The organism is Pseudonocardia sp. (genome assembly GCF_035305885.1).
In the GTDB taxonomy this organism is placed as follows: Bacteria; Actinomycetota; Actinomycetes; order Mycobacteriales; family Pseudonocardiaceae; genus Pseudonocardia.
Genome location: NZ_DATGOP010000111.1, coordinates 21,996 through 43,949, shown reverse-complemented (window position 1 = coordinate 43,949; position 21,954 = coordinate 21,996). Strand labels below are relative to the sequence as shown.

At 74.3% G+C, this 21,954-nt stretch carries 24 protein-coding genes; 14 read left to right on the top strand and 10 right to left on the bottom strand.

Translation table 11 applies throughout. The features are described from left to right. Positions 1-184: 184 nt before the first annotated feature. On the bottom strand, positions 185-1,051 hold the full coding sequence (locus tag VKZ81_RS23630; RefSeq protein ID WP_324243846.1) for an aldo/keto reductase family oxidoreductase: 867 nt from the start codon (positions 1,049-1,051) through the stop codon (positions 185-187). 101 nt (positions 1,052-1,152) lie between these two features. On the opposite strand from VKZ81_RS23630, the gene VKZ81_RS23625 reads away from it, so the two are divergent. Continuing rightward, positions 1,153-2,022, top strand: a complete 870-nt coding sequence (locus VKZ81_RS23625) for a helix-turn-helix domain-containing protein (protein ID WP_324243845.1) — start codon at positions 1,153-1,155, stop codon at positions 2,020-2,022. A gap of 3 nt (positions 2,023-2,025) precedes the next feature. Here VKZ81_RS23625 and VKZ81_RS23620 read toward each other — a convergent pair whose 3' ends face one another. Both VKZ81_RS23620 and VKZ81_RS23615 read right to left on the bottom strand, forming a co-directional pair. Further along, on the bottom strand, positions 2,026-2,265 hold the full coding sequence (locus VKZ81_RS23620) for a DUF5703 family protein (protein ID WP_324243844.1): 240 nt from the start codon (positions 2,263-2,265) through the stop codon (positions 2,026-2,028). 102 nt (positions 2,266-2,367) lie between these two features. Next, positions 2,368-3,312 (bottom strand): aldo/keto reductase, encoded by a 945-nt coding sequence (locus VKZ81_RS23615; RefSeq protein WP_324243843.1) that lies wholly within the window; start codon positions 3,310-3,312, stop codon positions 2,368-2,370. Positions 3,313-3,362: 50 nt separating this feature from the next. On the opposite strand from VKZ81_RS23615, the gene VKZ81_RS23610 reads away from it, so the two are divergent. The 4 genes from VKZ81_RS23610 to VKZ81_RS23595 are packed head-to-tail and all read left to right on the top strand — an operon-like array spanning position 3,363 to position 6,353. Beyond that, a complete protein-coding gene (locus tag VKZ81_RS23610) occupies positions 3,363-4,184 on the top strand; it encodes an undecaprenyl-diphosphate phosphatase (protein WP_324243842.1) in 822 nt (273 codons plus the stop codon). A gap of 39 nt (positions 4,185-4,223) precedes the next feature. Then, a complete protein-coding gene (locus tag VKZ81_RS23605; RefSeq protein WP_324243841.1) occupies positions 4,224-4,928 on the top strand; it encodes a histidine phosphatase family protein in 705 nt (234 codons plus the stop codon). A gap of 50 nt (positions 4,929-4,978) precedes the next feature. Next, the gene (locus VKZ81_RS23600; protein ID WP_324243840.1) at positions 4,979-5,548 is read left to right on the top strand and encodes a DUF3090 domain-containing protein; all 570 of its coding nucleotides are present in this window, start codon (positions 4,979-4,981) and stop codon (positions 5,546-5,548) included. 10 nt (positions 5,549-5,558) lie between these two features. Further along, positions 5,559-6,353: an SCO1664 family protein gene (locus VKZ81_RS23595; protein WP_324243839.1), complete on the top strand. Its 795-nt coding sequence runs from the start codon at positions 5,559-5,561 to the stop codon at positions 6,351-6,353. A 16-nt stretch (positions 6,354-6,369) separates the two neighbouring features. Here the strand turns inward: VKZ81_RS23595 and pdxR are convergent, their stop codons facing one another. Further along, positions 6,370-7,776, bottom strand: a complete 1,407-nt coding sequence (pdxR, locus tag VKZ81_RS23590; RefSeq protein ID WP_324243838.1) for a MocR-like pyridoxine biosynthesis transcription factor PdxR — start codon at positions 7,774-7,776, stop codon at positions 6,370-6,372. 27 nt (positions 7,777-7,803) lie between these two features. Between pdxR and VKZ81_RS23585 the strand changes: the two genes are divergently transcribed. Beyond that, on the top strand, positions 7,804-8,484 hold the full coding sequence (locus tag VKZ81_RS23585) for a B3/B4 domain-containing protein (RefSeq protein ID WP_324243837.1): 681 nt from the start codon (positions 7,804-7,806) through the stop codon (positions 8,482-8,484). A gap of 118 nt (positions 8,485-8,602) precedes the next feature. Beyond that, a complete protein-coding gene (locus VKZ81_RS23580) occupies positions 8,603-9,469 on the top strand; it encodes an LLM class F420-dependent oxidoreductase (protein WP_324243836.1) in 867 nt (288 codons plus the stop codon). A 68-nt stretch (positions 9,470-9,537) separates the two neighbouring features. Here the strand turns inward: VKZ81_RS23580 and rpsT are convergent, their stop codons facing one another. Next, on the bottom strand, positions 9,538-9,798 hold the full coding sequence (gene rpsT / locus VKZ81_RS23575) for a 30S ribosomal protein S20 (protein WP_324243835.1): 261 nt from the start codon (positions 9,796-9,798) through the stop codon (positions 9,538-9,540). Positions 9,799-9,893: 95 nt separating this feature from the next. Further along, positions 9,894-11,654, bottom strand: a complete 1,761-nt coding sequence (locus VKZ81_RS23570) for a GGDEF domain-containing protein (protein ID WP_324243834.1) — start codon at positions 11,652-11,654, stop codon at positions 9,894-9,896. A 244-nt stretch (positions 11,655-11,898) separates the two neighbouring features. Between VKZ81_RS23570 and lepA the strand changes: the two genes are divergently transcribed. Further along, on the top strand, positions 11,899-13,737 hold the full coding sequence (gene lepA / locus VKZ81_RS23565; protein ID WP_324243833.1) for a translation elongation factor 4: 1,839 nt from the start codon (positions 11,899-11,901) through the stop codon (positions 13,735-13,737). A 316-nt stretch (positions 13,738-14,053) separates the two neighbouring features. Here lepA and VKZ81_RS23560 read toward each other — a convergent pair whose 3' ends face one another. Further along, positions 14,054-14,281 carry a hypothetical protein gene (locus VKZ81_RS23560; RefSeq protein WP_324243832.1) on the bottom strand — a complete coding sequence of 76 codons (228 nt, stop codon included), beginning with the start codon at positions 14,279-14,281 and terminating at the stop codon, positions 14,054-14,056. A gap of 218 nt (positions 14,282-14,499) precedes the next feature. Between VKZ81_RS23560 and VKZ81_RS23555 the strand changes: the two genes are divergently transcribed. Genes VKZ81_RS23555 through VKZ81_RS23545 form a run of 3 tightly spaced genes read left to right on the top strand, consistent with a single transcriptional unit; the run spans position 14,500 to position 16,608 of the window. Beyond that, complete coding sequence (locus VKZ81_RS23555) at positions 14,500-14,880, top strand: hypothetical protein (RefSeq protein WP_324243831.1); 381 nt, start codon at positions 14,500-14,502, stop codon at positions 14,878-14,880. A 55-nt stretch (positions 14,881-14,935) separates the two neighbouring features. Beyond that, positions 14,936-15,970 (top strand): NAD(P)H-dependent flavin oxidoreductase, encoded by a 1,035-nt coding sequence (locus tag VKZ81_RS23550; protein ID WP_324243830.1) that lies wholly within the window; start codon positions 14,936-14,938, stop codon positions 15,968-15,970. Further along, on the top strand, positions 15,967-16,608 hold the full coding sequence (locus VKZ81_RS23545) for an MOSC domain-containing protein (RefSeq protein WP_324243829.1): 642 nt from the start codon (positions 15,967-15,969) through the stop codon (positions 16,606-16,608). Before VKZ81_RS23550 ends, VKZ81_RS23545 begins: the two co-directional genes overlap by 4 nt. Positions 16,609-16,656: 48 nt before the next feature. On the opposite strand, the gene VKZ81_RS23540 is transcribed toward VKZ81_RS23545, so the two are convergent. After that, positions 16,657-17,106 carry a MarR family winged helix-turn-helix transcriptional regulator gene (locus VKZ81_RS23540; protein WP_324243849.1) on the bottom strand — a complete coding sequence of 150 codons (450 nt, stop codon included), beginning with the start codon at positions 17,104-17,106 and terminating at the stop codon, positions 16,657-16,659. Between the two features lie 112 nt (positions 17,107-17,218). Continuing rightward, the gene (locus tag VKZ81_RS23535) at positions 17,219-18,184 is read right to left on the bottom strand and encodes a zinc-binding dehydrogenase (RefSeq protein WP_324243828.1); all 966 of its coding nucleotides are present in this window, start codon (positions 18,182-18,184) and stop codon (positions 17,219-17,221) included. A 43-nt stretch (positions 18,185-18,227) separates the two neighbouring features. Here VKZ81_RS23535 and VKZ81_RS23530 point away from each other — a divergent pair, with 43 nt between their 5' ends. From VKZ81_RS23530 to trpS, 3 genes are all read left to right on the top strand, one after another. Then, positions 18,228-18,458, top strand: coding sequence for a hypothetical protein (locus tag VKZ81_RS23530; RefSeq protein ID WP_324243827.1), 231 nt, complete (start codon positions 18,228-18,230; stop codon positions 18,456-18,458). An 88-nt stretch (positions 18,459-18,546) separates the two neighbouring features. Next, the gene (locus tag VKZ81_RS23525) at positions 18,547-19,863 is read left to right on the top strand and encodes a lipopolysaccharide biosynthesis protein (protein WP_324243826.1); all 1,317 of its coding nucleotides are present in this window, start codon (positions 18,547-18,549) and stop codon (positions 19,861-19,863) included. Between the two features lie 153 nt (positions 19,864-20,016). Then, positions 20,017-21,072 (top strand): tryptophan--tRNA ligase, encoded by a 1,056-nt coding sequence (gene trpS / locus VKZ81_RS23520; RefSeq protein ID WP_324243825.1) that lies wholly within the window; start codon positions 20,017-20,019, stop codon positions 21,070-21,072. Here the strand turns inward: trpS and VKZ81_RS23515 are convergent. Next, positions 21,066-21,905, bottom strand: coding sequence for an NAD-dependent protein deacetylase (locus tag VKZ81_RS23515; RefSeq protein WP_324243824.1), 840 nt, complete (start codon positions 21,903-21,905; stop codon positions 21,066-21,068). The genes trpS and VKZ81_RS23515 overlap by 7 nt on opposite strands. Positions 21,906-21,954 lie beyond the last annotated feature (49 nt).

Here is a 21,954-nt window from a genome sequence, read left to right as displayed (position 1 = left end):
GGTCCCGACGAGCCGGCGCCGGGGGGCACCTGGGAGGAGTCGTGCGCCGGGTACTGGGCCCACCTCGGCCGCCGGCTGCGGGAGCGCGGCGTGCCCGCCGATCCCGCGCGGCTGCGTGAGCTGCCCCACGACGTGGTGCTCGCCGACCGCCTGCGCGCCCGCCTCGCCCGCGGTTGGGCCGGGATCAGCGCCCGATCTCGTCCAGCTCCGCGAGTGCGTCGGCAGGCAGCTCCAGCGCGGCGGCGGCGACGTTCTCGCGCAGGTGCTCGATCGACGACGTGCCGGGGATCAGCAGGATGTTCGGCGACCGGTGCAGCAGCCACGCGAGCGCGACCGCGTTTGGGGTCGCCTCGAGCCGCTTGGCCACCGACTCGAGGGCGTCGGACTGCAGCGGCGAGAAGCCGCCGAGCGGGAAGTAGGGGACGAACGCGATGCCCTCGCGCGCGGTGAGCTCGACGAGCGGGTCGTCCTCGCGGTGGGCGAGGTTGTAGTGGTTCTGCACGCAGACGACGGGGGCGATCGCCCGGGCCTCGGCCAGCTGCTCGGCGGTGACGGTGCTCAGGCCGATGTGGCGGATGAGGCCCTGCTGCTGCAGCTCGGCGAGCACCTCGACCTGCGGTGCGATCGAGCCCGGCTCCGGCCCCTCGACCGCGCCCATGCGCAGGTTGACCACGTCGAGGGCGTCGAGGCCGAGCCGTCGCAGGTTGTCGTGGACCTGCGTGCGCAGGTCGGCGGGGTCGCGGGAGAGCACCCAGCTGCCCTTCTCGTCGCGGCGGGCGCCGACCTTCGTGACGATGTGCAGGTCCTCCGGGTACGGGTGCAGCGCCTCGCGGATCAGCTCGTTGGTGACGTACGGGCCGTAGAAGTCGGCGGTGTCGATGTGGTTGATGCCGAGCTCGACCACCTCGCGCAGCACGGCGATCGCCGCGTCGCGGTCCTTCGGCGGTCCGAAGACGCCGGGCCCGGCCAGCTGCATGGCGCCGTAGCCGACGCGGGTGAGCTCGAAGTCGCCGACGCGGTAGCGGCCGCCGGGAAGTCCGTGGGATGTCATGACCCCATCGTTCGGCGGCGGGGCCCGGACCGGAACGTAGAGTTCATCCTGGGAGTCGCAGGACCAGGATCGGCGCTCGCCCCACACCTAGGATCAGGACCGTGACCAGGTCGAACGTGCTGGGCGACTACCTGCGCGCGCGTCGTCACCTCGTCGACCCGGCGGACGTGGGGCTGCACGTCGCGGGGGTGCGGCGCACGCCCGGCCTGCGCCGGGAGGAGGTCGCCACCCTCGCCGGGATCAGCGCCGACTACTACCTGCGGCTCGAGCAGGGACGCGACCGCAACCCGTCGCCGCAGGTGCTGCGGGCGCTGGCGCGGGTGTTCGGGCTCGACGAAACCGCCACGCAGTACCTGCTGAGCCTCTCGGCCGACCGGCCGGCGCCCGCGCGGCGGCCTCGCCGCGAGGTGGTGCCCGCGGGGATCCGGCAGCTTCTGGAGGTGATCGGGCTGCCGGCGTTCGTGGAGAGCCGGAGCTTCGACGTGCTCGCCGCCAACCGGCTCGCCGCCGCCCTGTCGCCGCGGCTGCGGCCGGGGGAGAACCGCCTGCGGTCGATGCTGCTCGACGCCGACGAGCAGGCGCTGCACCCGGGCTGGGAGACGATCATCGGCGGCATGGTCGCGGCGTTCCGCGCCTCCGTCGGCACCGACGTCGACGACCCGCGGATCGTGCAGCTCGTCGGCGAGCTGTCGCTGGCCAGCGAGCGGTTCCGCCAGCTGTGGGCACGCCACGACGTCAAGCCGCTGGCGGGTGGGCAGGTGCGGATGGACCACCCGGAGCTGGGGCCGCTCGAGCTGCGGCTGGAGAAGCTGCCGATCTCGGACACCGACGGCCAGCTCCTGGTGGTCTACCACGCCGAGCCGGGCTCGGACAGCGCCAGGTCGCTGGCGCTGCTGGGGTCCCTCGCCGACGAGCCGCAGCAGCTGCAGCCGCAGGAGACGCAGCAGCCGCGCGCGTCGGCGCGCGGATGAGCTCTAGATCGAGAGCTCCGGCAGCATTCTCGAACTGCGCCGACGGCGCAGCACCACCTTGCGGACCCCACCCGGGTAGAGACGTACGCGGGACAGCTCCCAGCCGCCGAACTCGGCCTGGATCGCCAGCCGCACCGCCGCGGTCATCCGGGACACATCACCCGGTAGCTGGACCGGGCGGTACTCCCAGTCCCCGTCGACAGATTCCCCCTCGACCGTGCCGGTCGGGCCGCTCCGCGCCACCGGCTCACCTCCCTAGCAGCACCGCACCGCCACCTGACGTCCTGGTGAACGCCGGGTGGAATGACCCACACCATAGGCGCGCCCGCGCGCGCGTGCCAGGGCTCAGCCGGGGTCGCTGACGTCGTCGAGGGCGGCGCGGATCTCCGCGGGCAGGACCAGGCCGTCGGCCGCCATCGAGGCCGTGAGCTGGGCCGCGTCCCGCGCGCCGACGATCGCGGACGCGACGCCCGGCTGGTCGCGCACCCACGCCAGGGCCACCGACAGGGGTGAGGTGCCGAGGCCGTCGGCGGCGGTGAGCACCGCGTGGACGATCCGGGTCGCGCGTTCGGTGCGGCGGGCCTCGACGTACGACGCGAGCTCGGGGGACGCGCCGCGGGAGTCGGCCGGGGTGCCGTCGACGTACTTGCCGGTGAGCACGCCGCGGCCGAGCGGCGCCCACGCCAGCAGGCCGATCCCGTGGTGCAGCGCGGCGGGCAGCAGCTCCCGCTCCGGGTCCCGGCACAGCAGCGAGTACTCCGCCTGCGCCGAGACCGGCACGGCGACGCCGCCCAGCATCCGGCCGCGCTCGGCCACCGTCGCGAGCTGCCAGCCGGCGGGCCCGACCAGGCCCGCGTAGCGCGCCTTTCCCGAGTACACCGCGACCTGCACGGCCGACAGGGTCTCCTCGACCGGCACCCGGGCGTCGAAGTAGGGCAGCTGCCACAGGTCGATGTGGTCGGTGCGCAGCCGGGCGAGCATCGCGTCGAGCCCGTCGAGCAGGGCCCCGCGCGCGGCGCCCTCGCCGAGCGGCCCGCCGGGCACGCCACCACGCCCGGCGAGCACGACGTCGTCGCGCCGGACGGCCGTGGCGAGCACCTCGCCGAGCACCTCCTGCGCGGCCCCGTCGCCGTAGGCCTCCGCGGTCTCGACGAGCGTGCCTCCCGCCTCGACGAACGCCGCGAGCTGGGCCTTTGCGGTCTCGACGTCGGTCGAGACGCCCCAGGTCATCGTGCCGAGCCCGATCTGCGAGACCTCCAGCCCGCTGCCCCCGACCCGTCGCCTCCGCACGGGGGAAGCCTATGCGGGACGCCCTCGGCGCCCTCGGTACGGTCCCGCGCGTGACGTGGCTGGAAGTGATCGTGCTCGGGGTCGTGCAGGGGCTGACCGAGTTCCTGCCGATCTCCTCGTCGGCGCACCTGCGGATCGTGTCGGAGGTCTTCTTCGGGCGGGACGCGGGCGCGGCCTTCACCGCGGTCACCCAGCTGGGCACGGAGGCCGCCGTGCTCGTCTACTTCGCGCGTGACATCGGCCACCTGCTGCTGACCTGGCTGCGCGGCTTCCGCTTCCCCGCCGTGCGGGCAACCTCGGACTACCGCATCGCCTGGCTCGTGATCATCGGCACGATCCCGATCGGCGTGCTCGGTTTCCTGTTCGAGGACCAGATCCAGACCGCGGCGCGCAACCTGTGGCTGATCGCGACGACGCTGGTGGTGTTCGGGCTGCTGCTGGGGCTCGCCGAGCGGATCGGCAAGCAGCGCTTCGAGCTGGAGCAGATGAAGCCCGCCGACGGCATCCTGCTCGGCTTCGCCCAGGCGATGGCGCTGATCCCGGGCGTGTCCCGCTCCGGGGGCACGATCACCGCGGGGCTGCTGCTCGGGTTCTCGCGCCCCGCCGCGGTCCGCTACTCGTTCCTGCTGGCGATCCCCGCCGTGGTCGCCTCCGGCATCTTCCAGATCCCGGACGTGTTCGCGGGCGACGGGCCGTCCGTCGCCCAGATGGTGGTGGCGACGGTGATCGCGTTCGCGATCGGCTTCGCCTCGATCGCGTGGCTGCTGCGCTACGTGGAGCGCCACAGCGTCTACCTGTTCGTCTGGTACCGCGTCGCCCTCGGGGCCGTGCTGTTCGTCGCGCTGGGCGCGGGCTGGATCGCCGCCTACTGAGCCGCGGCCGCCCGCTGGACGCACGTACGCTCGGCGGTCGTGACGACGCTCATCCTGCTCCGCCACGGCCGCTCGGCGGCCAACGCGTCCGGCGTGCTCGCCGGGCGCTCCGCCGGTGTCGAGCTCGACGACACCGGCCGGGCGCAGGCCGAGAAGCTGGTGGACCGGCTGGCGGGCGTGCCGATCGCGGAGATCGTCTGCTCGCCGATGCTGCGGTGCGAGCAGACGGTGGCGCCGCTGGCCGCGGCCAGGGGGCTCGTCCCGAGCACGGAGCCGGAGCTCGCGGAGGTCGACTACGGCTCGTGGACCGGCCGCGAGCTGAAGACGCTGGCCAAGGAGCCGCTGTGGAAGGTGGTGCAGGCGCACCCGTCGGCCGCGGTGTTCCCGGACGGGGAGGGGCTGGCCGGAATGCAGGCGAGGGCGGTGGCGGCGGTGCGCAGGCACGGCAACCGGATCGCCGCCGAGCACGGCCCGGACGCCGTCTGGCTGGCCTGCAGCCACGGTGACGTGATCAAGTCGATCCTCGCCGACGCGCTCGCGACGCACCTGGACAACTTCCAGCGCATCGTCGTCGACCCGGGGTCGATCAGCGTCGTGCACTACACCGAGACGCGCCCGTTCGTGGCGCGGGTGAACGATCTCGGCGGTGACGTCTCGGGGCTGATCCCGCCGCCGAAGCGCAAGCGGCGCAAGTCGTCTTCGCGCAGCTCGGACGCCGTGGTCGGAGGCGACACCGGCGCGTAACGCCCACGGGCGTGCCTGAAAAGCCGCGGCGGTCTACCCTCGATGTCGCCATGCCACGCGTCATCCACGTCTTCCGCCAGCCCGAGCGCTTCGTCGCGGGCACCGTCGGCGAGCCCGGTGAGCGCTCGTTCTACCTCCAGGCGATCCAGGATGCGCGCACGGTGAGCGTGCTGCTGGAGAAACAGCAGGTGTCGGTGCTCGCCGACCGGATCACCGCCTTGCTGCAGGAGGTGGCCCGCCGCTTCGGCGCGGACGACTTCGACGACGAGGAGGCCGGCACCGACCTCGACCCCCTCGCCGTGCCGCTGGAGGAGGAGTTCCGGGTCGGCACGATGGGCCTCGGCTGGGACGCCGAGACGCGGTCCGTCGTGGTGGAGCTGCTCGCGGTCACCGACGAGGAGGTCGACGAGTCGGTCGTCCTCGACGACACCGAGGAAGGCCCGGACGCGCTGCGGGTCTTCCTGTCCCCGCCGCAGGCGAAGGCGTTCGCCGACCGCGCCGAGCGCGTGGTGTCCGCGGGCCGGCCGCCGTGCCCGCTGTGCGCCGAGCCGCTCGACCCGCACGGCCACGTCTGCGTGCGGCTCAACGGGTACCACCAGCGGTCCCCGGTCGAGGACTGACGAGACCTCGGTGGACCCTCGCGACCCGGCGGTGCCGGGACTGCTCCGGCACGGCCGCATCGAGATCACCGGCCGGCTGGTGGACGCCTCGAACGCCACCCTCTTCGGCACGATCGCGCTCGACGGCGTGGAGGCCGAGTGCGTCTACAAGCCCGTGCGGGGCGAGCGGCCGCTGTGGGACTTCCCCGACGGCACCCTCGCCGGGCGCGAGGTGGCCGCGTACCTGGTGTCCGAGGCCGCGGGCTTCCACGTCGTGCCGCCCACGGTGCTGCGCGACGGGCCGTTCGGGCCGGGCATGGTGCAGGTGTGGGTGGAGACCGACGACGAGCGCGAGCTCGTCGACGTCTGCCACCCCCGCGAGGTGCCGCCCGGCTGGATCGGCGTGCTGCGCGCCCGCGGTGACCACGGCGAGCCCGCCGTCCTCGTCCACGCCGACATCCCCGAGCTGCAGGCCATGGCCGCGTTCGACGTGGTCGCCAACAACGCCGACCGCAAGGGCGGGCACGTGCTCGCCGGGGCCGACGGCAACGTCTACGGCGTCGACCACGGGCTGTGCATGCACACCGACGACAAGCTGCGCACGGTGCTGTGGGGCTGGGTGGGCAAGCCGCTGCCCCGCCCGGTGATCGAGAACCTCGAGCGGCTGCGCGCGGAGCTGGACGGGGAGCTGGCCGAGTCGCTGTCGGAGCACATCACGCGGCGCGAGCTGCGCACGCTCGTCCACCGGGTCGAGCACCTGCTCGAGGAGCCCAGCTACCCGGAGCCGTCCGGGTACGGGCCCGCCATCCCCTGGCCGGCCTTCTGACCCGTTCCCGCGCTGGTCAGACGCCGGCCGCGGCCATCGCCGCGATGCCCCGTTCGATCCGGTCGGCGGTGAGCGACCCGTACCCGACCACGAGCCCCGCCCGCGGCCTCGTCGACTGCGCGTACGCGGAGAGGGGGATCGCCCCCGGCCCGCCGGGCGCGTGCGCCATGGCGTCGAGCGCGGCCGGCGGGACGGGGTGCCGCGGCACCAGCACGGCGTGCAGGCCCGCGGCCACGCCGGTGACCGACCAGCCGGGCAGGTGGCGGGCCACGGCGGCGAGCAGGGCGCGGCGGCGCTCCGCGTAGCGGGCGGCCATCCGGCGGATGTGCCGGTCGAGCGCGCCGGTCTCGATGAACACCGCGAGCGCCACCTGCTCGAGCACGGACTCTGCGATGTCGGCCCAGTGCTTGACCTCGGTGAGGGTGGTGGCGAGCCAGGACGGGGCGACCACCCAGCCGAGCCGCAGGCCGGGCGCGAGGGTCTTGGAGATGCTGCCGCCGTACACGACGCGGTCGGGGGAGAGGCCCTGCAGCGCGCCGACGGGGGAGCGGTCGTAGCGGTACTCGGCGTCGTAGTCGTCCTCGACCACCACCGCGTCCCGCGCCGCCGCCCACTCCAGGAGCGCCGTGCGCCGCGCGGGGGCGAGGACGGCGCCGGTGGGGAACTGGTGGGCCGGGGTCACCGACACCGCGCGCAGCTCGGTGGCGGCGAGCGCGGCCACGTCGATGCCCTGCTCGTCGACCGGGACGGGGTGGGTGTCGAGGCCGCCGACGCGGAAGGTCTCGACGACGCCCGCCGAGCCGGGGTCCTCCACCCCGACCGCGTCGATGCCGTGGCGGGCCAGCGCCTCGGCGATCAGGCGGGCCGCCTGGGCGAACCCGCCGGTGACCACGATGCGATCGAGCGGCGCGACGACGGCGCGGGTGCGGCCCAGGTACGCCGCGAGCGCGCGGCGCAGCCGGGGGTGGCCGCGCGGGTCGCCGTAGCCCAGCTCGGCGTCGGGCAGCGACCGCATCGCCGTCTCCAGTGCGCGCAGCCACTCGGTGCGGGGGAACGCGCCCAGCGCCGGCACGCCCGGGTTGCCGGGCTCGAACGGGCGCACCGGCGGCGGCGCCTCGCTCCCGTCGGTGTGGACGTCGCTCACCACCGTGCCGCGGCCCGTGTGCGCCTGCAGGTAGCCCTCCGCCACGAGCTGCTCGTAGGCGCGCACGACCACGCCGCGGGAGACCGCGAGGTCGGCGGCGAGGCTGCGCGACGCGGGCAGCCGGGTGCCCGCGGGGAGACGCCCGCCGCGGATCGCGCGGCGCAGCGCGTCGGCCAGCCCGTCGGCCAGCGCGCGCGGGCCGTGCGCCCTCAGGTCACCGAGCTCGATGCGCAGCCCCGGATTGGTCTCGTTGATCGCCGCCGCGGTGGACTCGGTCACGGGACCAGTCTGGCCTAGCGTGTCCGTGTGTTCTCCTACGACCAGGCCGTCCTCGACCGCTACCCCGCCGTCCGCGCCGGCGTCGTCCACGCCTCCGGCCTGACCAACGGGCCCACGCCACCCGCGTTGTGGGAGCGCTACCGCACCGCGCAGAAGGAGGTCGCCGACCGGCTTGCGACCACCCCGCCCTCCCAGCTGCCCCCGATCGCCGCCTGGCGCCGGGCGTTCGCCGGGTTCGGGGCGAAGCCGACCCAGTACCGCAGCGCGGCCGAGGCGCTGCTGCGCCGGCTGGCCAAGCAGGGCGACATCCCGTCGATCAACGCGCTGGTCGACCTCGGCAACCTCGTGTCGATCCGGCACGCGCTCCCGGTCGCGGTCGTCGATCTCGCGGGCATCGACGGCGGCATCACGGTCCGGTTCGCGACGGGGGCCGAGCGGTTCACCGACCTCGGCGCCGACGAGCCGGTCGCGCCGGAGCCCGGCGAGGTCGTGTTCGTCGACCGCGCCGGGGTGGCCTGCGCCCGCCGCTGGTGCTGGCGACAGAGCGCCCAGAGCGCGACCCGGGAGTCGACGACCGACGCCCTCGTGGTGGTCGAGGGTCTGCACGACGCGGCGGAACGCGATGTCGCGGCGGCCCGGGAGGAGATCGTCGCGCTGCTCGCGGAGTTCCAGCCGGGGGCCACCGTCACCGCGCACGCGCTTCCCTGAGCCGGCCCCGGCCTGGGCCGATCCTGGTCCCAGCAGGGCCACCCTGGTCCCACCACCGCGAACGCCGTGCGGGCTAGCGTCGGAACCGCTGATCGAGCAGCAGACTCGGAGGATCGACGTGAAGATCGGTCTGCACATCGCGGACTTCACCTACCCGTCCGGCCCGGCGAACCTCGCCGACGACCTGACCCGCATCGCGACCACGGCCGAGGAGGCCGGCTTCGCCCGCGTGAGCGTCATGGACCACGTGTGGCAGATCGCCGTGCTCGGTCCACCCGAGCACGAGATGCTCGAGGCCTACACGACGCTGGGCTACCTCGCCGCGCGCACGTCGCGGGTGGAGCTGCTCGCGTGGGTCACCGCGGTGACCTACCGCGAGCCAGGCATGCTCGCCAAGCTCGTCACCACCCTCGACGTGCTCTCCGGCGGCCGCGCCATGCTCGGCATCGGCGCCGCGTGGAACGCCGACGAGGCGCGCGGGCTCGGCCTGCCGTTCCCGTCCACCAAGGAGCGCTTCGAGCGGCTCGAGGAGACGCTGCAGATCGTGCAGCAGATGTGGAGCGACTCGGAGGAGCCCTACGTCGGGCGGCACTACCGACTCGAGCGCACGCTCAACCGGCCCCAGCCGCTGCGCAGGCCGCCCATCCTGATCGGTGGCGGCGGCGAGCGGAAGACGCTGCGGCTGGTCGCGCAGTACGCGCAGGCGTGCAACCTGTTCGCCGCCGACGACCTCGAACGCAAGCTCGACGTGCTGCGCGAGCACTGCGCGGCGGTCGGGCGGCTCTACGACGAGATCGAGAAGACCGTGATGCTGCCGCTCGACGTCGGCGAGCGCGGCGAGAAGGTCGACGCGCTGCGGTCGCAGCTGGAGCAGCTCGCCAAGCTCGGCGTGCAGCACGTGCACGGCTGGGTGCCCCGGGTGTGGGAGCTCACGGCGCTCGAGACCCTCGGCCGCGAGATCGTGCCCGCGGCGGCCGAGCTGTAGGCCCTACTGCCGGAGCACGACGGCGCCGATCCGCGAATCGCGGATCGGCGCCGTGGTGGTTCTGCGGGTCAGAGCGCGGCGAGGCGCTTGGCCATCGCCGACTTGCGGTTGGCCGCCTGGTTCTTGTGGATGACGCCCTTGCTCGCGGCCTTGTCCAGCGCGCGCGCCGCGGCGCGCTGCAGCTCGACGGCCTTCTCGGTGTCGCCTGCCTCGGCGGCCTCGCGGAACTTCCGCACGGCGGTACGCACGGCGGACTTGACCGACTTGTTGCGCAGGCGGCGCTTCTCGTTGGTCTTGACCCGCTTGATCTGACTCTTGATGTTGGCCACGCGAATGCCTCGAGTTTCTTCCTGCCGGTGGACTGCTCGCTCTCCGCACCGGCGGCGGGGATCCGTTCGTCACGCCGGGCGCTCGACGGCCCATGCTACAGCGCGTCGGATCCACCGGCGAAATCGCCCCTACCCAGCGGGAACGCCCCGATCCGCCGCGGCCGCGAGCCGTCGTCGCTGACCACCGCGTGGCCGCCCCCGTGCTTGGCCCGGTACATCGCGGCGTCGGCCGCGGCGAGCGCGGCCGCCGGTTCGCCGTCCAGCCGGGCCCGCACCACGCCGATCGACGTCGTCACTCCCGCGGCGACCTCGCCCGGCAGCCGGGCCACCGCGGCCGCCGCACGGCGCAGGGCGGCGGTGGCCACCGGGAGCGGGGTGGCCGGCATGACCACGACGAACTCGTCGCCGCCGTAGCGGGCCACGAGGTCGCCCGCGCGCAGCGTGGAGCGCAGGCAGTCGGCGATCACCCGCAGCACCTCGTCGCCCGCGGCGTGCGAGCGCTCGTCGTTGACCTTCTTGAAGCCGTCGAGATCGATGAGCGCCACGGCGCACGGCTGCGCGGCCGGGTCGGCGACGGCCTCGGCGAGCCGCAGGTCGAGGGCGCGCCGGTTCGGCAGCCCGGTGAGCGGGTCCTGCAGCGCCTGGGCGGCCGCGGCCCCGTGCTCGCGGGCCAGCCGGTGCTGCTCGGCGTGGCTGCGCAGCGCCGTGTGCCGCGCCTCGCGCAGCGCCCACAGCTCGTTCTCCAGCGCCGAGGCGTACAGCTGCAGCGGGCCGGACGGGGCGCCGTGGGCGATGCGGTCGACGCGGGCGACCTCGCGGTGCAGCGCGAGGGTGAGCACGGCACCGGCGGGCGAGCCGTGGCGCAGCTCGGCCTGCAGGCCGGTGAGCGCCGCGGCGGCGTCGTCGGGCCTGCCCGCGGCGAGCAGGCACCGGGCGGTCGCGATGGCCAGCACGATCCGGTCCCCGGCGAAGTGCGCCATCGGGTGCAGGGCGGTCAGCATCTCCAACTGGTGCGGGGCGGGCCGGGCCAGCGCGTAGGCGGCGCCGATCACCGAGCACTCCCTCGTGGCCGGCCGCCCGGTGCGCATCGCGGCGGTCCAGAGCCCGGCGGCGGTGCGCGCGGTCTGCGCCGCGGCGGCGAACCGGGTGGCCGCCGCGGTGTCGCGCCCGCTGCGCTCCAGCCGCAGCGCCCACGACAGCTGCAGCCGGGTCCGGTTGAGCTGGTGCACCAGCCGGTCCATCACCGAACCCGACCCCTGCGCGACGGCGACGGCGCGCTGCGAGACCTCGTCGGCGAGCTCGTGCGACCCCAGCTTGAGCAGCACGACCACGAGGCCGTTGAGGCTGCGGGCGAGCGAGCGCGCCCAGCGGCCGGGGTCCTCGCCCGGCGGGGGCGCGGTGATGTCGGTGAGGATCGCGAACGCCGTCGCGGCGTCGGCGAGCGCGTCCTCCTCGTGCCCGTACACCGCGGTGCGGTGGGCGCGCAGGGTGGCCGCCTCGCCGAGCCGGCGCGGGTCTGCGTCCAGCTCGGCCAGCTCGACGAACTCCTGCAGCAGCGCCTCGACCTCGTCGGCGTCGGCGGCGTCCTCGCCGAGCAGCCGCGCCGTGATGCCCATCCGCAGCAGCTCGGAGACCAGCGTGGACGGGCCGTGGCCGCGGGCCTGGTCCAGCATCGCGTCCAGGCCGCGCCGCGCCGCGGCCCTGCCAGCGGGGTCGGCGCGCTGCCCGAAGCGCACCTTGCTCAGCGCCCTGTCGACGACCTGCTCCTCGGTGAGGTCCCCGGCCTCGCGCGGGCAGCGGCACTCCGGTGCCCCGCCGAGCAGGGCGCACTCGGTCGCCGTGCGCGTCGTCGTCACCGCTTCCTCCCAGCTCGCCGGCGTTCGGCATCGTGGCACGTCGGACGGGTCCCGGACGCGGGCGGCGGCGGAACTCGACCCGAAGATCCAACGGATGGTCGCCCCGGTGTCACGGGCGGTGACCACGGCCGGCCCGGGCTACGCACGGGCGGGGACCCCTCGAGCCGCCGACCGGCTCACCCGTCCGGACTCCGACCCGGTGCGTCGTGGGACGATGGAGCCACCCCGTAGGAGAAGGAACAGAGTGAGCTTCGCCGATCAGACGTTCACCCCGCCGGAGCTGATCCGGAACTTCTGCATCATCGCGCACATCGACCACGGCAAGTCGACCCTGGCCGATCGCATGCTGCAGCTCACCGGCGTGGTCGAGGAGCGCCTGATGCGCGCCCAGTACCTCGACCGGATGGAGATCGAGCGCGAGCGCGGCATCACGATCAAGGCCCAGAACGTGCGGCTGCCGTGGCGGGTCGACGGCACCGACCACGTCCTGCACCTGATCGACACGCCGGGCCACGTCGACTTCACCTACGAGGTCTCGCGCGCGCTCGAGGCGTGCGAGGGCGCGATCCTGCTCGTCGACGCCGCGCAGGGGATCGAGGCGCAAACGCTCGCCAACCTCTACCTGGCGCTCGACAAGGACCTCACGATCATCCCGGTCCTCAACAAGATCGACCTGCCGGCGGCCGACCCGGACCGCTACGCGGCCGAGATCGCCCACATCATCGGGTGCGATCCGGCGGACGTCCTGCGGGTCAGCGCCAAGACCGGCGAAGGGGTGGCCGCGCTGCTCGACGAGGTCGTCCGCGCCGTCCCGCCGCCGCAGGGGGACCCGGACGCCCCGGCCCGCGCGATGATCTTCGACTCGGTGTACGACACCTACCGCGGCGTCGTCACCTACATCCGCGTGGTCGACGGGAAGATCACCCCGCGCGAGCGGATCCGGATGATGTCCACCGGCGCCACCCACGAGCTGCTCGAGGTGGGCATCGTCTCCCCGGAACCGAAGCCGTCGCAGGGCCTCGGCGTCGGCGAGGTGGGCTACCTCATCACCGGCGTGAAGGACGTGCGGCAGTCCAAGGTCGGCGACACCGTCACCACGCAGCACAACGGCGCCACCGAGCCGCTCACCGGCTACCGCGAGCCCCGGCCGATGGTCTACTCCGGGCTCTACCCGGTGGACGGCTCGGACTACCCGGAGCTGCGCGACGCGCTCGACAAGCTGCGGCTCAACGACGCCGCCCTCACCTACGAGCCGGAGACCTCCGCCGCGCTCGGCTTCGGCTTCCGCTGCGGGTTCCTCGGCCTGCTGCACCTGGAGATCACCCGCGACCGGCTGGAGCGCGAGGCCGGGCTCGACCTGATCGCCACCGCGCCGAACGTGGTGTACCGGGTGGTGCTCGACGACGGCTCGGAGCGCATCGTCACCAACCCGTCGGACTGGCCGACCGGCAAGGTCTCCGAGGTGTACGAGCCGGTCGTCAAGACCACGATCCTGGCGCCGTCGGAGTACATCGGCGCGATCATGGAGCTCTGCCAGAGCAGGCGCGGCCAGCTCAGCGGCATGGACTACCTGTCGGAGAGCCGTGTCGAGCTGCGCTACACCCTGCCGCTCGCCGAGATCATCTTCGACTTCTTCGACGCGCTGAAGTCCCGCACGCGCGGCTACGCCTCGTTGGACTACGAGGAGGCGGGCGAACAGGCCGCCGACCTGGTCAAGGTGGACATCCTGCTGCAGGGCGAGCCGGTTGACGCGTTCTCCGCCATCCGGCACCGGGACCAGGCCTACGCCTACGGCACGATGATGGCCTCGAAGCTGCGCGAGCTGATCCCGCGCCAGCAGTTCGAGGTGCCGATCCAGGCGGCGATCGGGTCGCGCATCATCGCGCGGGAGAACATCCGCGCCATTCGCAAGGACGTCCTCGCGAAGTGCTACGGCGGTGACATCACCCGCAAGCGCAAGCTGCTGGAGAAGCAGAAGGAAGGCAAGAAGCGGATGAAGACCATCGGGCGGGTCGAGGTCCCGCAGGAGGCCTTCGTCGCGGCCCTTTCCACCGAGTCGAGCGCAGACAAAGCGAAGAAGTAGCCAGCCGGCAGGCCCCGATTCCGTCCGTGCACGGCGAGACGGAGGAGGGGACCATGGCTCTTCCTGTTGCGGCGGGCGGCCTGCCCGCGCGATCTGCGCGTGGCGTACTGCGAGCGGATCGGGGTGGCGTCCTACCGGCTCCTCGACCCCGCCGAGCCCGGCGCCCTCACCGGCTACGAGCTCGACGGCGCAGGCGCGTACCGCGAGGTCGGCGGCGCCGTGGGCGACGAGGCCTTCCACGCGGAGCGGCCGTCCCGGTCACGGTCGGGCCGGCCCGGCTCCTGGACGGCCTGCGGCCGTGGGCGGCGCCGGGTGGCTATGCGGGCTGGGTGCTCAGCTCGATCACCGCGGCGTCCGGCGCGAGCTCGAGCACCCGCACGGTGAGGGTGCCCCGGTCCGAGCCGAACCGCACCGTCCCGGACGGCCCGACCACGCCCAGCCCGAGCCCGGTGGGCCGGTGCACCCGGAACGCCACCGCGAACGGCCCGACCGACGACACCGAGAGCCCCGTCGCGCCGGCCCGCCCGTCGAGCGGGATCCGCACCGGGCCCGTGACCCGGAGGGTGCAGGTGCCGTCGAGGCAGGCGGCGACGCCCGCGTCCGGGGGGCTGCGCCCACGCCGCGGTGGGCGCGCCGAACAGGCTCAGCGCGAGCGCGGTGAACAGGGCTGCGGCGACGGTCCAGCGGCGCACGCCTCGACGCTGGATCGGCACCGGCGCGGCGGCTGCCCGGATGACCCGGTCGGGGGGCACGATGTGGCCCATGAGTGCCAGCCTCCTGGAGTACGCCCCGGCCGTCACCGGCGTCGTCCTGCTGGCCGTGTTGCTGGCCGGCGTCCTCGCCGGGCGGTCGAAGAGCAGGTGGACGGCGCTCGCGGGCGGCATCGTGCTGATCTTCGCCGCCGGCGTGGTGCTCACCGCGGTCGGCGGCGGCCCGGAGAACGACGACCCGGCCGCCGAGCTCACGGCGCTCTACACGATCACCCTGCCACTGCTGATCGCCTTCGTCGCGGGCTGGCTCCTGGTGCGCGGCGGCTGGCTGCGCCGCTTCCTCGTGATCGCGATCGGCGCGTTCCTGCTGGTCGCCTTCCCCTACGCCGCGGCAGGCCAGGCCACGGCCACGGCGTTCCTGCCAGGCGGCTGACTCACCGCTCACACCTGCGGTACCCGGCCGCCGCGGCCGGGCTAGCGTGATCGGCGTGCTGACCGCGCTGGACTCCCCGATCGTGCTGGCGCCGATGGCGGGTGGCCCCACCACCCCCGAGCTGGTCGCCGCGGTGTCCGGCGCGGGCGGGTTCGGCTTCGTCGCGGGCGGCTACCTGGACGCCCACGGGCTCGGCGCCGCGGTGGCCGCCGTCCGGGAGCGCACCGCGCGGCCGTTCGGGGTGAACCTGTTCCTGCCCGGAGAACGGTGCGACGCCGGGGTGGAGCGCTACCGCGCGCGGCTCGTCGCCGCCGGGTTCGACCCCGGCGAGCCGGTGTGGGACGACGACGCCTACCCGGACAAGCTCGCGCTCCTGCTCGCCGACCCGGTGCCGGTGGTGTCGTTCACGTTCGGCTGCCCCGACCCGGACGCGGTGGCGCGGCTGCACGCGGTGGGCAGCGAGGTGCTCACCACCGTCACGAACCCGGACGAGGCGCGCCAGGCCGCCGAGGCCGGGGTCGACGGGCTCGTCGTGCAGGGGTTCGAGGCGGGCGGGCACCGCGGGGTGTTCGACAACGACCCGGCCGACCCGGCGGGCGGCCCGCAGTACGGGCTGCTCGCGCTGCTGCGGCTCGTCGCCGCGGCCGTCGACCTGCCGCTCGTGGCCGCGGGCGGCATCGTCGACGGCGCGGGCGTCGCCGCCGTGCTGGCCGCGGGCGCGGTGGCCGCCCAGCTGGGAACCGCGTTCCTCGCCTGCCCCGAGGCGGGCACGAAGCCCGCGCACCGCGCCGCGCTCGCCGCCTCCGACGGCGCCCCCACCGCGATGACGCGCGCGTTCACCGGCCGCCCGGCGCGCGCCATCCGCAACACGTTCCTCGACGTCCACACCGCCGCGGCCCCGGCCGCCTACCCGCAGGTGCACCACACGACGAGACCGATCAGGGCCCACGGCGATCCCGCCACCACCAACCTCTGGGCGGGGCAGGCCTACCCGTTGGCCCGGCCGCTGCCCGCCGCCGAGCTGGTGGCCACCTTGCTCGCCGAGGCGCGGGAGGCCGCGTCCCGCGCCGCCGCGGGGGTGGCCCGGTGACGGTCGTGTCGGTCAACGTCGCCGTCGTCCGCAGCGACATCGAGACGCGCGCCCCCGACGGGCGCACCGGCATCGACAAGCGCCCCGTCGACGGCCCCGTGCTGCTCACCGCAGACGGAGTGCGGGGCGACACCATCTGCCACACCAAGCACCACGGCGGCCCGGACCAGGCGGTGTACGCCTACGCGGTGGAGGACCTCGCGTTCTGGACCGCCGAGCTCGGGCAGGAGTTCACCCCCGGCGGCGTCGGCGAGAACCTCACCGTGTCCGGCGTGGACTGCACCGGCGCCGTGCTCGGCGAGCGCTGGCGGGTCGGTGAGGCCGTGCTGCAGGTGCGCGCCACCCGCACGCCCTGCCGGGTGTTCGCCGGCTTCCGCGGGGTGCCCGACCTGGTCAAGCGGTTCATCGCCGCCGGACGGCCCGGTGCGTACCTCGCGGTGCTGCGCCCCGGGACGGTGCGGGCGGGCGACCCGGTGGAGGTTTTCGACCGGCCGGACCACGGGGTGACCGTGGCCGACCTGCTGGCGGCCTCCACCGTGGCGCGCGAGCGGGCGCCCGAGATCGCCGCGGCGCGGGAGTACCTGGGGGTGCGAGCCCGGGCCTGGCTGGACCGGGCGCTGGAGCTGTCGGGGGCGTAGCCGGGGAGGTCGGGGGATTCGGGGGATCGGGGAGGGTCGGGGGTCTTCTCAGACGGGTTGGCGCGCCAGCGCCTCGAGGAGCTCGGCCAGCTGTGCGCGTTCGGGGGTGTGGGGCGAGCCGAGCGCCTCGCTCGCCTTGCGCTCCACCCGGCCGCAGACACGCTCGACGACGGCCCGCCCGGCGCCTGCGAGGTGGACCAGGACCCGCCTGCGGTCGACGGGGTCGGTGCGCCGGTAGGCCAGCTGCGCGGCGACCAGGCGGTCGACCACGCGGGTGGCGGTCGGTGCGGGCAGAGCGGTGTGGGCGGCGATCTCACCCATGCTCCGCCCACCGCCGCGGGCGAGCATGAGAAGCACCCGCCATCCGTCGCGGCTCACGCCTTCCGCCGACGTGACCGGGGACAGCGCGGCGGCAACCGCGCGGTCCAAACGGTCGAGCAACTCGACCAGACCTGTCACTCGCGGCGCCGGGGCGGGGTACCCATTCCCCGGCGCCATTCGACTTGGTGGCTCAGACACGGTCACACACTGTACGTCCTGAGAGGGCCGAACGGGGTTCTCAGGAAGGCGAATCGCTAGACGAACGGCCGATTCAGCGCGACGAGCGGCTTCACCGGGTGAATACGATCTTCCCAGCGGTGTCTCCGTCGAGCATCGCGCGGAAGCCCTCGGCGGCCCGATCCATCGGCAGTTCGAGCCCGATCTCGGGCGAGATGCCGGCGTTCTCGACGAAACGCAGCAGGTCGATGAGCTCCTGGCGCGTCCCCATGGTCGAACCGATGACGCGCAACTGGAGGAAGAACAGCCGCTGGAGGTCGGCACCGGGGTTGGGCCCGCTGGTCGCGCCGGAGACGACGATCACACCGCCCGGCTTGAGGGCGCGCATCGAGTGCGACCACGTGGCTTCACCGACGGTCTCGAAGACCGCGTCCACCCGCTCGGGGAGCCGCTCCCCGGTCGGGAACGTGGCGTGCGCGCCGAGCCGCTCGGCGACCGCGCGCTTCTCCTCCGTGCGCCCGGTGACCCACACCCGCATCCCGGCGGCGCGGCCCAGTTGCACCAGCGCCGTCGACACCCCGCCGGACGCGCCCTGCACGAGCATCGTCTGCCCGGGCCGCAGCCCCGACTTGGTGAACAGCATCCGGTAGGCGGTGAGCCACGCCGTGCCCATCACGGACGCCTGCACGGCGGTGAGCCCCGCGGGCTTGGGCACGACGTTGCGCGCGGGCACCACCACGGTGTCGGCGAACGTCCCCTGGTGCTTCTCGGTGAGCAGGGTGCGCTTCGGGTCGAGCGTCTCGTCGCCCTCCCACGCCGGGTCGCCGATCACCGAGTGGATGACGACCTCGGTGCCGTCCTCGAGCGTGCCCGCACCGTCGCAGCCGAGGATCATGGGGAACTGGTCGGGCTTGATCCCCACGCCGCGCAACGTCCAGATGTCGTGCATGTTGAGGCTCGCGGCGGTGACGTTGACGGCCACCCACCCGTCGGGCACCTCGGGCGCGGGCCGCTCGCCCACGACGAGCGAGTCGAGCGGAGCGTCGGCGTTGGGCTCTGCTGCGTAGACGGCGAACATGGCGCGAATGTATCCAGGATCGTCCCCGTCTACTGTGTGAGCCGTGTTGAGCACCCTGGCGGACTGGTGGGACGCGTTCGAGCTGTGGCTCACGCAACTCCCGTTCGGGTTCCAGGTCCTCCTCGCCACGTTCGTGCTCGTGCCGCTCTGCTGGGGCACCGCCGTGGTGTCCGATCGCCTGGTCGACGCCGCCGCGGGCTGGTTCGCCGCCCGCCGCGGGCGCCGCGAGAAGGGCCCCGAGGGCTCACCCGACGTGACTTCCGCGTCGCGGTAACTCTCAGCGTCGCTTCAGCGGTCCGCCATCAGGGTGGGCCGCGATGCCCGGTGCGACCGCACCGGGTGACGACGGCGACGGAAGGCCCATGTCGACCTTGCAGGAGCACCGCGTTCCGACCCGCGACCGCGCCGCGCAGGTACGGTCGGGTCTGCTCCGCGGATGGCGGACCCCGCAGCACCGCGACGGCCTGGCGCTCGTGCTCAGCTCCGGCCTCACCTCGGGGTTGGGGCTGCTGTTCTGGATCCTCGCGGCCCGGCTGTACGACTCGGCGACCGTGGGCGTGAACAGCACCGTCCTGTCGGCGATGACGCTGCTGGGCACGGCCGCGCAGCTCAACCTCGGCAACGCGCTGCTGCGCTTCGTCCCCGTGGCGGGCCGCCACGTCCGCGTGCTCGTGGTGGGCTGCTACGCCGCCGCGGTGGCGGTGGCCGCACTGGCCGGTGCGGTGTTCGCGCTCGGAGCAGGCTGGTGGGCCCCGGAGCTGGTCGCCGCGTTCGGCGGGTCGCAGCTGCTGGCGTTCTTCACGCTGGCCACCCCGGTGTGGGCGATGTTCGTCATGCAGGACTACGTGCTGCCCGCGCTGAAGAAGGCCACGCTGGTGCCGGTGGAGAACCTCGTGTTCTCCGTGCTGAAGATCGTGTTCCTCGGCGCGGCCGCCGCGCTGGGGCTCTTCGGCGGGCTCGCCGTCGCCTGGGTGGCGGCCACCGCCGTGATCGTGCTGATCGTCACGGCCTACCTGGCGCGGGTGCTGCCGCGCCCCGCGGAGACCACGGGCGGCGCGGCCCCCGCGGTCACGGTGCGCGACGTCGCGTCGTTCGTCCGGGCCGACTACGCGGGCACGGTCTTCCTGCTCACCGCGGTGTTCGGGCTGCCGCTCGTGGTCCTCGCCCGCCTCGGCCCGGAGGCGGCCGCGGTGTACGGCATCACCTGGCAGATCGCCTACGCCCTCTACCTGGTCGTCAACGGGATGGGGCAGTCGCTCGTCGCCCACGTCGCCGCCCACCCCGACCGGCTCGAGCAGGCCCGGCGCGGCATGGTGGTCAAGGCGATGGCCCTGCTCGTGCCCGCCGTGCTCGTGATCGCGGTGGGGGCGGAGCCGCTGCTGTCGCTGTTCGGCGCCCACTACGCCGACGAGGGCAGCCTCCTGCTGGCGCTGCTCGCGCTCTCGGCCGTCCCGAACGTCGTCACCTGGTCCGCGGTGTGGGCCGCGCGCGTCCGCCGCGACGGGCGCGTCCTGTTCGGGCTGCCCGCCGCCGTCACCACCGCGGTGATCGCCGGGAGCTGGGTGCTGATGCCGGCGCTCGGGGTCGTCGCCACCGGGGTGGCGTGGCTCGGCGCGCAGAGCGTCGCGGCGGCGGGGGTGCTCCTCGTCCGCGCCGTGAGCCGCAGGCGGCTAGCCTGAGGGTGTGCATCGTCTCCCGCGCGTGAGCTGGCGGCCGCCGTCGTAGGACGGCCGCCAGCTCACGCACGACCAGGGCCGTCCCGTCAGGGCCGGCCCTTTTCGTTCGTCGGGGGCCTTCTGGCGGGCGGCCTGCCCACCAGCGAAGGAGCCCCCATGAGCCCTGACCCATCCGACACCCTGCTCGCCGCCCAGCGCCGCAGCGCCGAGCTGGAGGCCCGCATCGCCGAGGACCCGGCGCGGTTCCGGATCCTCACCGGTGACCGGCCGACCGGCCCGCTGCACCTGGGCCACTACTTCGGCACGGTGGCGGGCCGCGTGCGCCTGCAGCGGCTCGGCGTCGAGCTGTTCGTGCTCGTCGCCGACTACCAGGCGCTCACCGACCGCGACGTCGCCGAGAACCTGCCCGAGCACGTCGACGGGCTGGTCGCCGACTACCTGGCGGTCGGGATCGACCCCGGCAAGGCCACGATCTTCACCCACAGCGCGGTGCCCGCCCTCAACCAGCTGCTGCTGCCGTTCCTGTCGCTCGTCTCGGTCGCCGAGCTCGCGCGCAACCCCACGGTCAAGGAGGAGATCGAGGCGTCCCGGAGAGCGGTGAGCGGCCTGATGTTCACCTACCCGGTGCACCAGGCCGCCGACATCCTGTTCTGCAAGGCCAACCTCGTGCCCGTCGGCAAGGACCAGCTGCCGCACCTGGAGCTCACGCGCACGGTGTCCCGCCGCTTCAACGACCGGTACGGGCCGGTCTTCCCCGTCCCGGACGCGCTGTTGTCCCCGGTGCCGCACCTGCTCGGCCTGGACGGGCAGAAGATGAGCAAGAGCCGGGGCAACGCGATCCCGCTGTCGCTGCCCTCCGACGAGGTCGCGCGGCGGATCAGGGGCGCGCGGACCGACGCGCAGCGCCGCATCACCTACGAGCCGGACACCCGGCCGGAGGTGGCCAACCTGGTCCGGCTGGTGGCGCTCTGCCAGGACCGCGACCCGGTCGAGGTGGCCGACGAGGTCGGGGACGCGGGTGCCGCCGCGCTCAAGCGCCTCGCGATCGACGCGGTCGAGGGGTTCCTGGCCCCGATCCGCGCCGCCCGCGCCGCCTACCTCGACGACCGGGCCCAGCTGCGCCGGATCCTGCGGGCGGGCAACGAGCGGGCGTGCGCGATCGCCGAGGACACCCTTCGGGAGGTCCGCGCCGCGATGGCGACGGACTACTGAGCCGTGCCGAGGGCGGCCGCGAGCGCCGACAGCGTCTCCGAGCAGCCGGCGTCGACCCGGACCGTGGCGAGGTCGTCGCCGCGGGTGGGGCCGCGGTTGACGATCACCACCGGGAGGCCCGCCTCGTGCGCGTGCCGCACGAACCGCAGGCCGGACATCACCGCCAGCGACGAGCCCGCGACGAGCAGCGCCGCGGCGGCGTCGACCATGGCGTAGGCGCGCTCGACCCGGTCGCGCGGGACGTTCTCGCCGAAGAACACCACGTCCGGCTTGAGCGGGCCGCCGCACCCGGTGCACCACGCCAGCCGGAACCCGTCGACGGCGGCGAGCTCGGCGTCGCCGTCCGGGGCGGCCTCCACGGCGGCGCCCGCCGCCTCGATGAAGCCGGGGTTGAGCTCGGCGAGCCGCCGCTGCAGCTCGGCGCGGCTGCTGCGCCTGCGGCAGCGCACGCAGACGACGTCGGCGATCCGGCCGTGCAGGTCGATCACCGCCCGGTTGCCCGCCGCCGTGTGCAGACCGTCGACGTTCTGCGTGATCACGCCCTTCAGCGCCCCGCACCGCTCCAGCGCGGCGAGAGCGTGGTGGCCCGCGTTCGGCTCGGCCTGCGCCATGCGGGCCCAACCGACGTGGCTGCGCGCCCAGTAGCGGCGCTGGGCGTCCTCGCCGGAGAGGAACTCCTGGTAGGTCATCGGCGTGCGCCGCGGCGACCCGGGGCCCCGGTAGTCGGGGATGCCGGAGTCGGTGGACAGGCCCGCCCCGGTGAGGGCGACGATCGGGCGGCGCGCGAGGACGTCGAGCGCCTGGTCGATGGCCGACGCCTCCAGGGTGTCCACGACGGCAAGGGTAGCTGTCGCGTTCGTGCAATACAGATCGTCGCGCGGG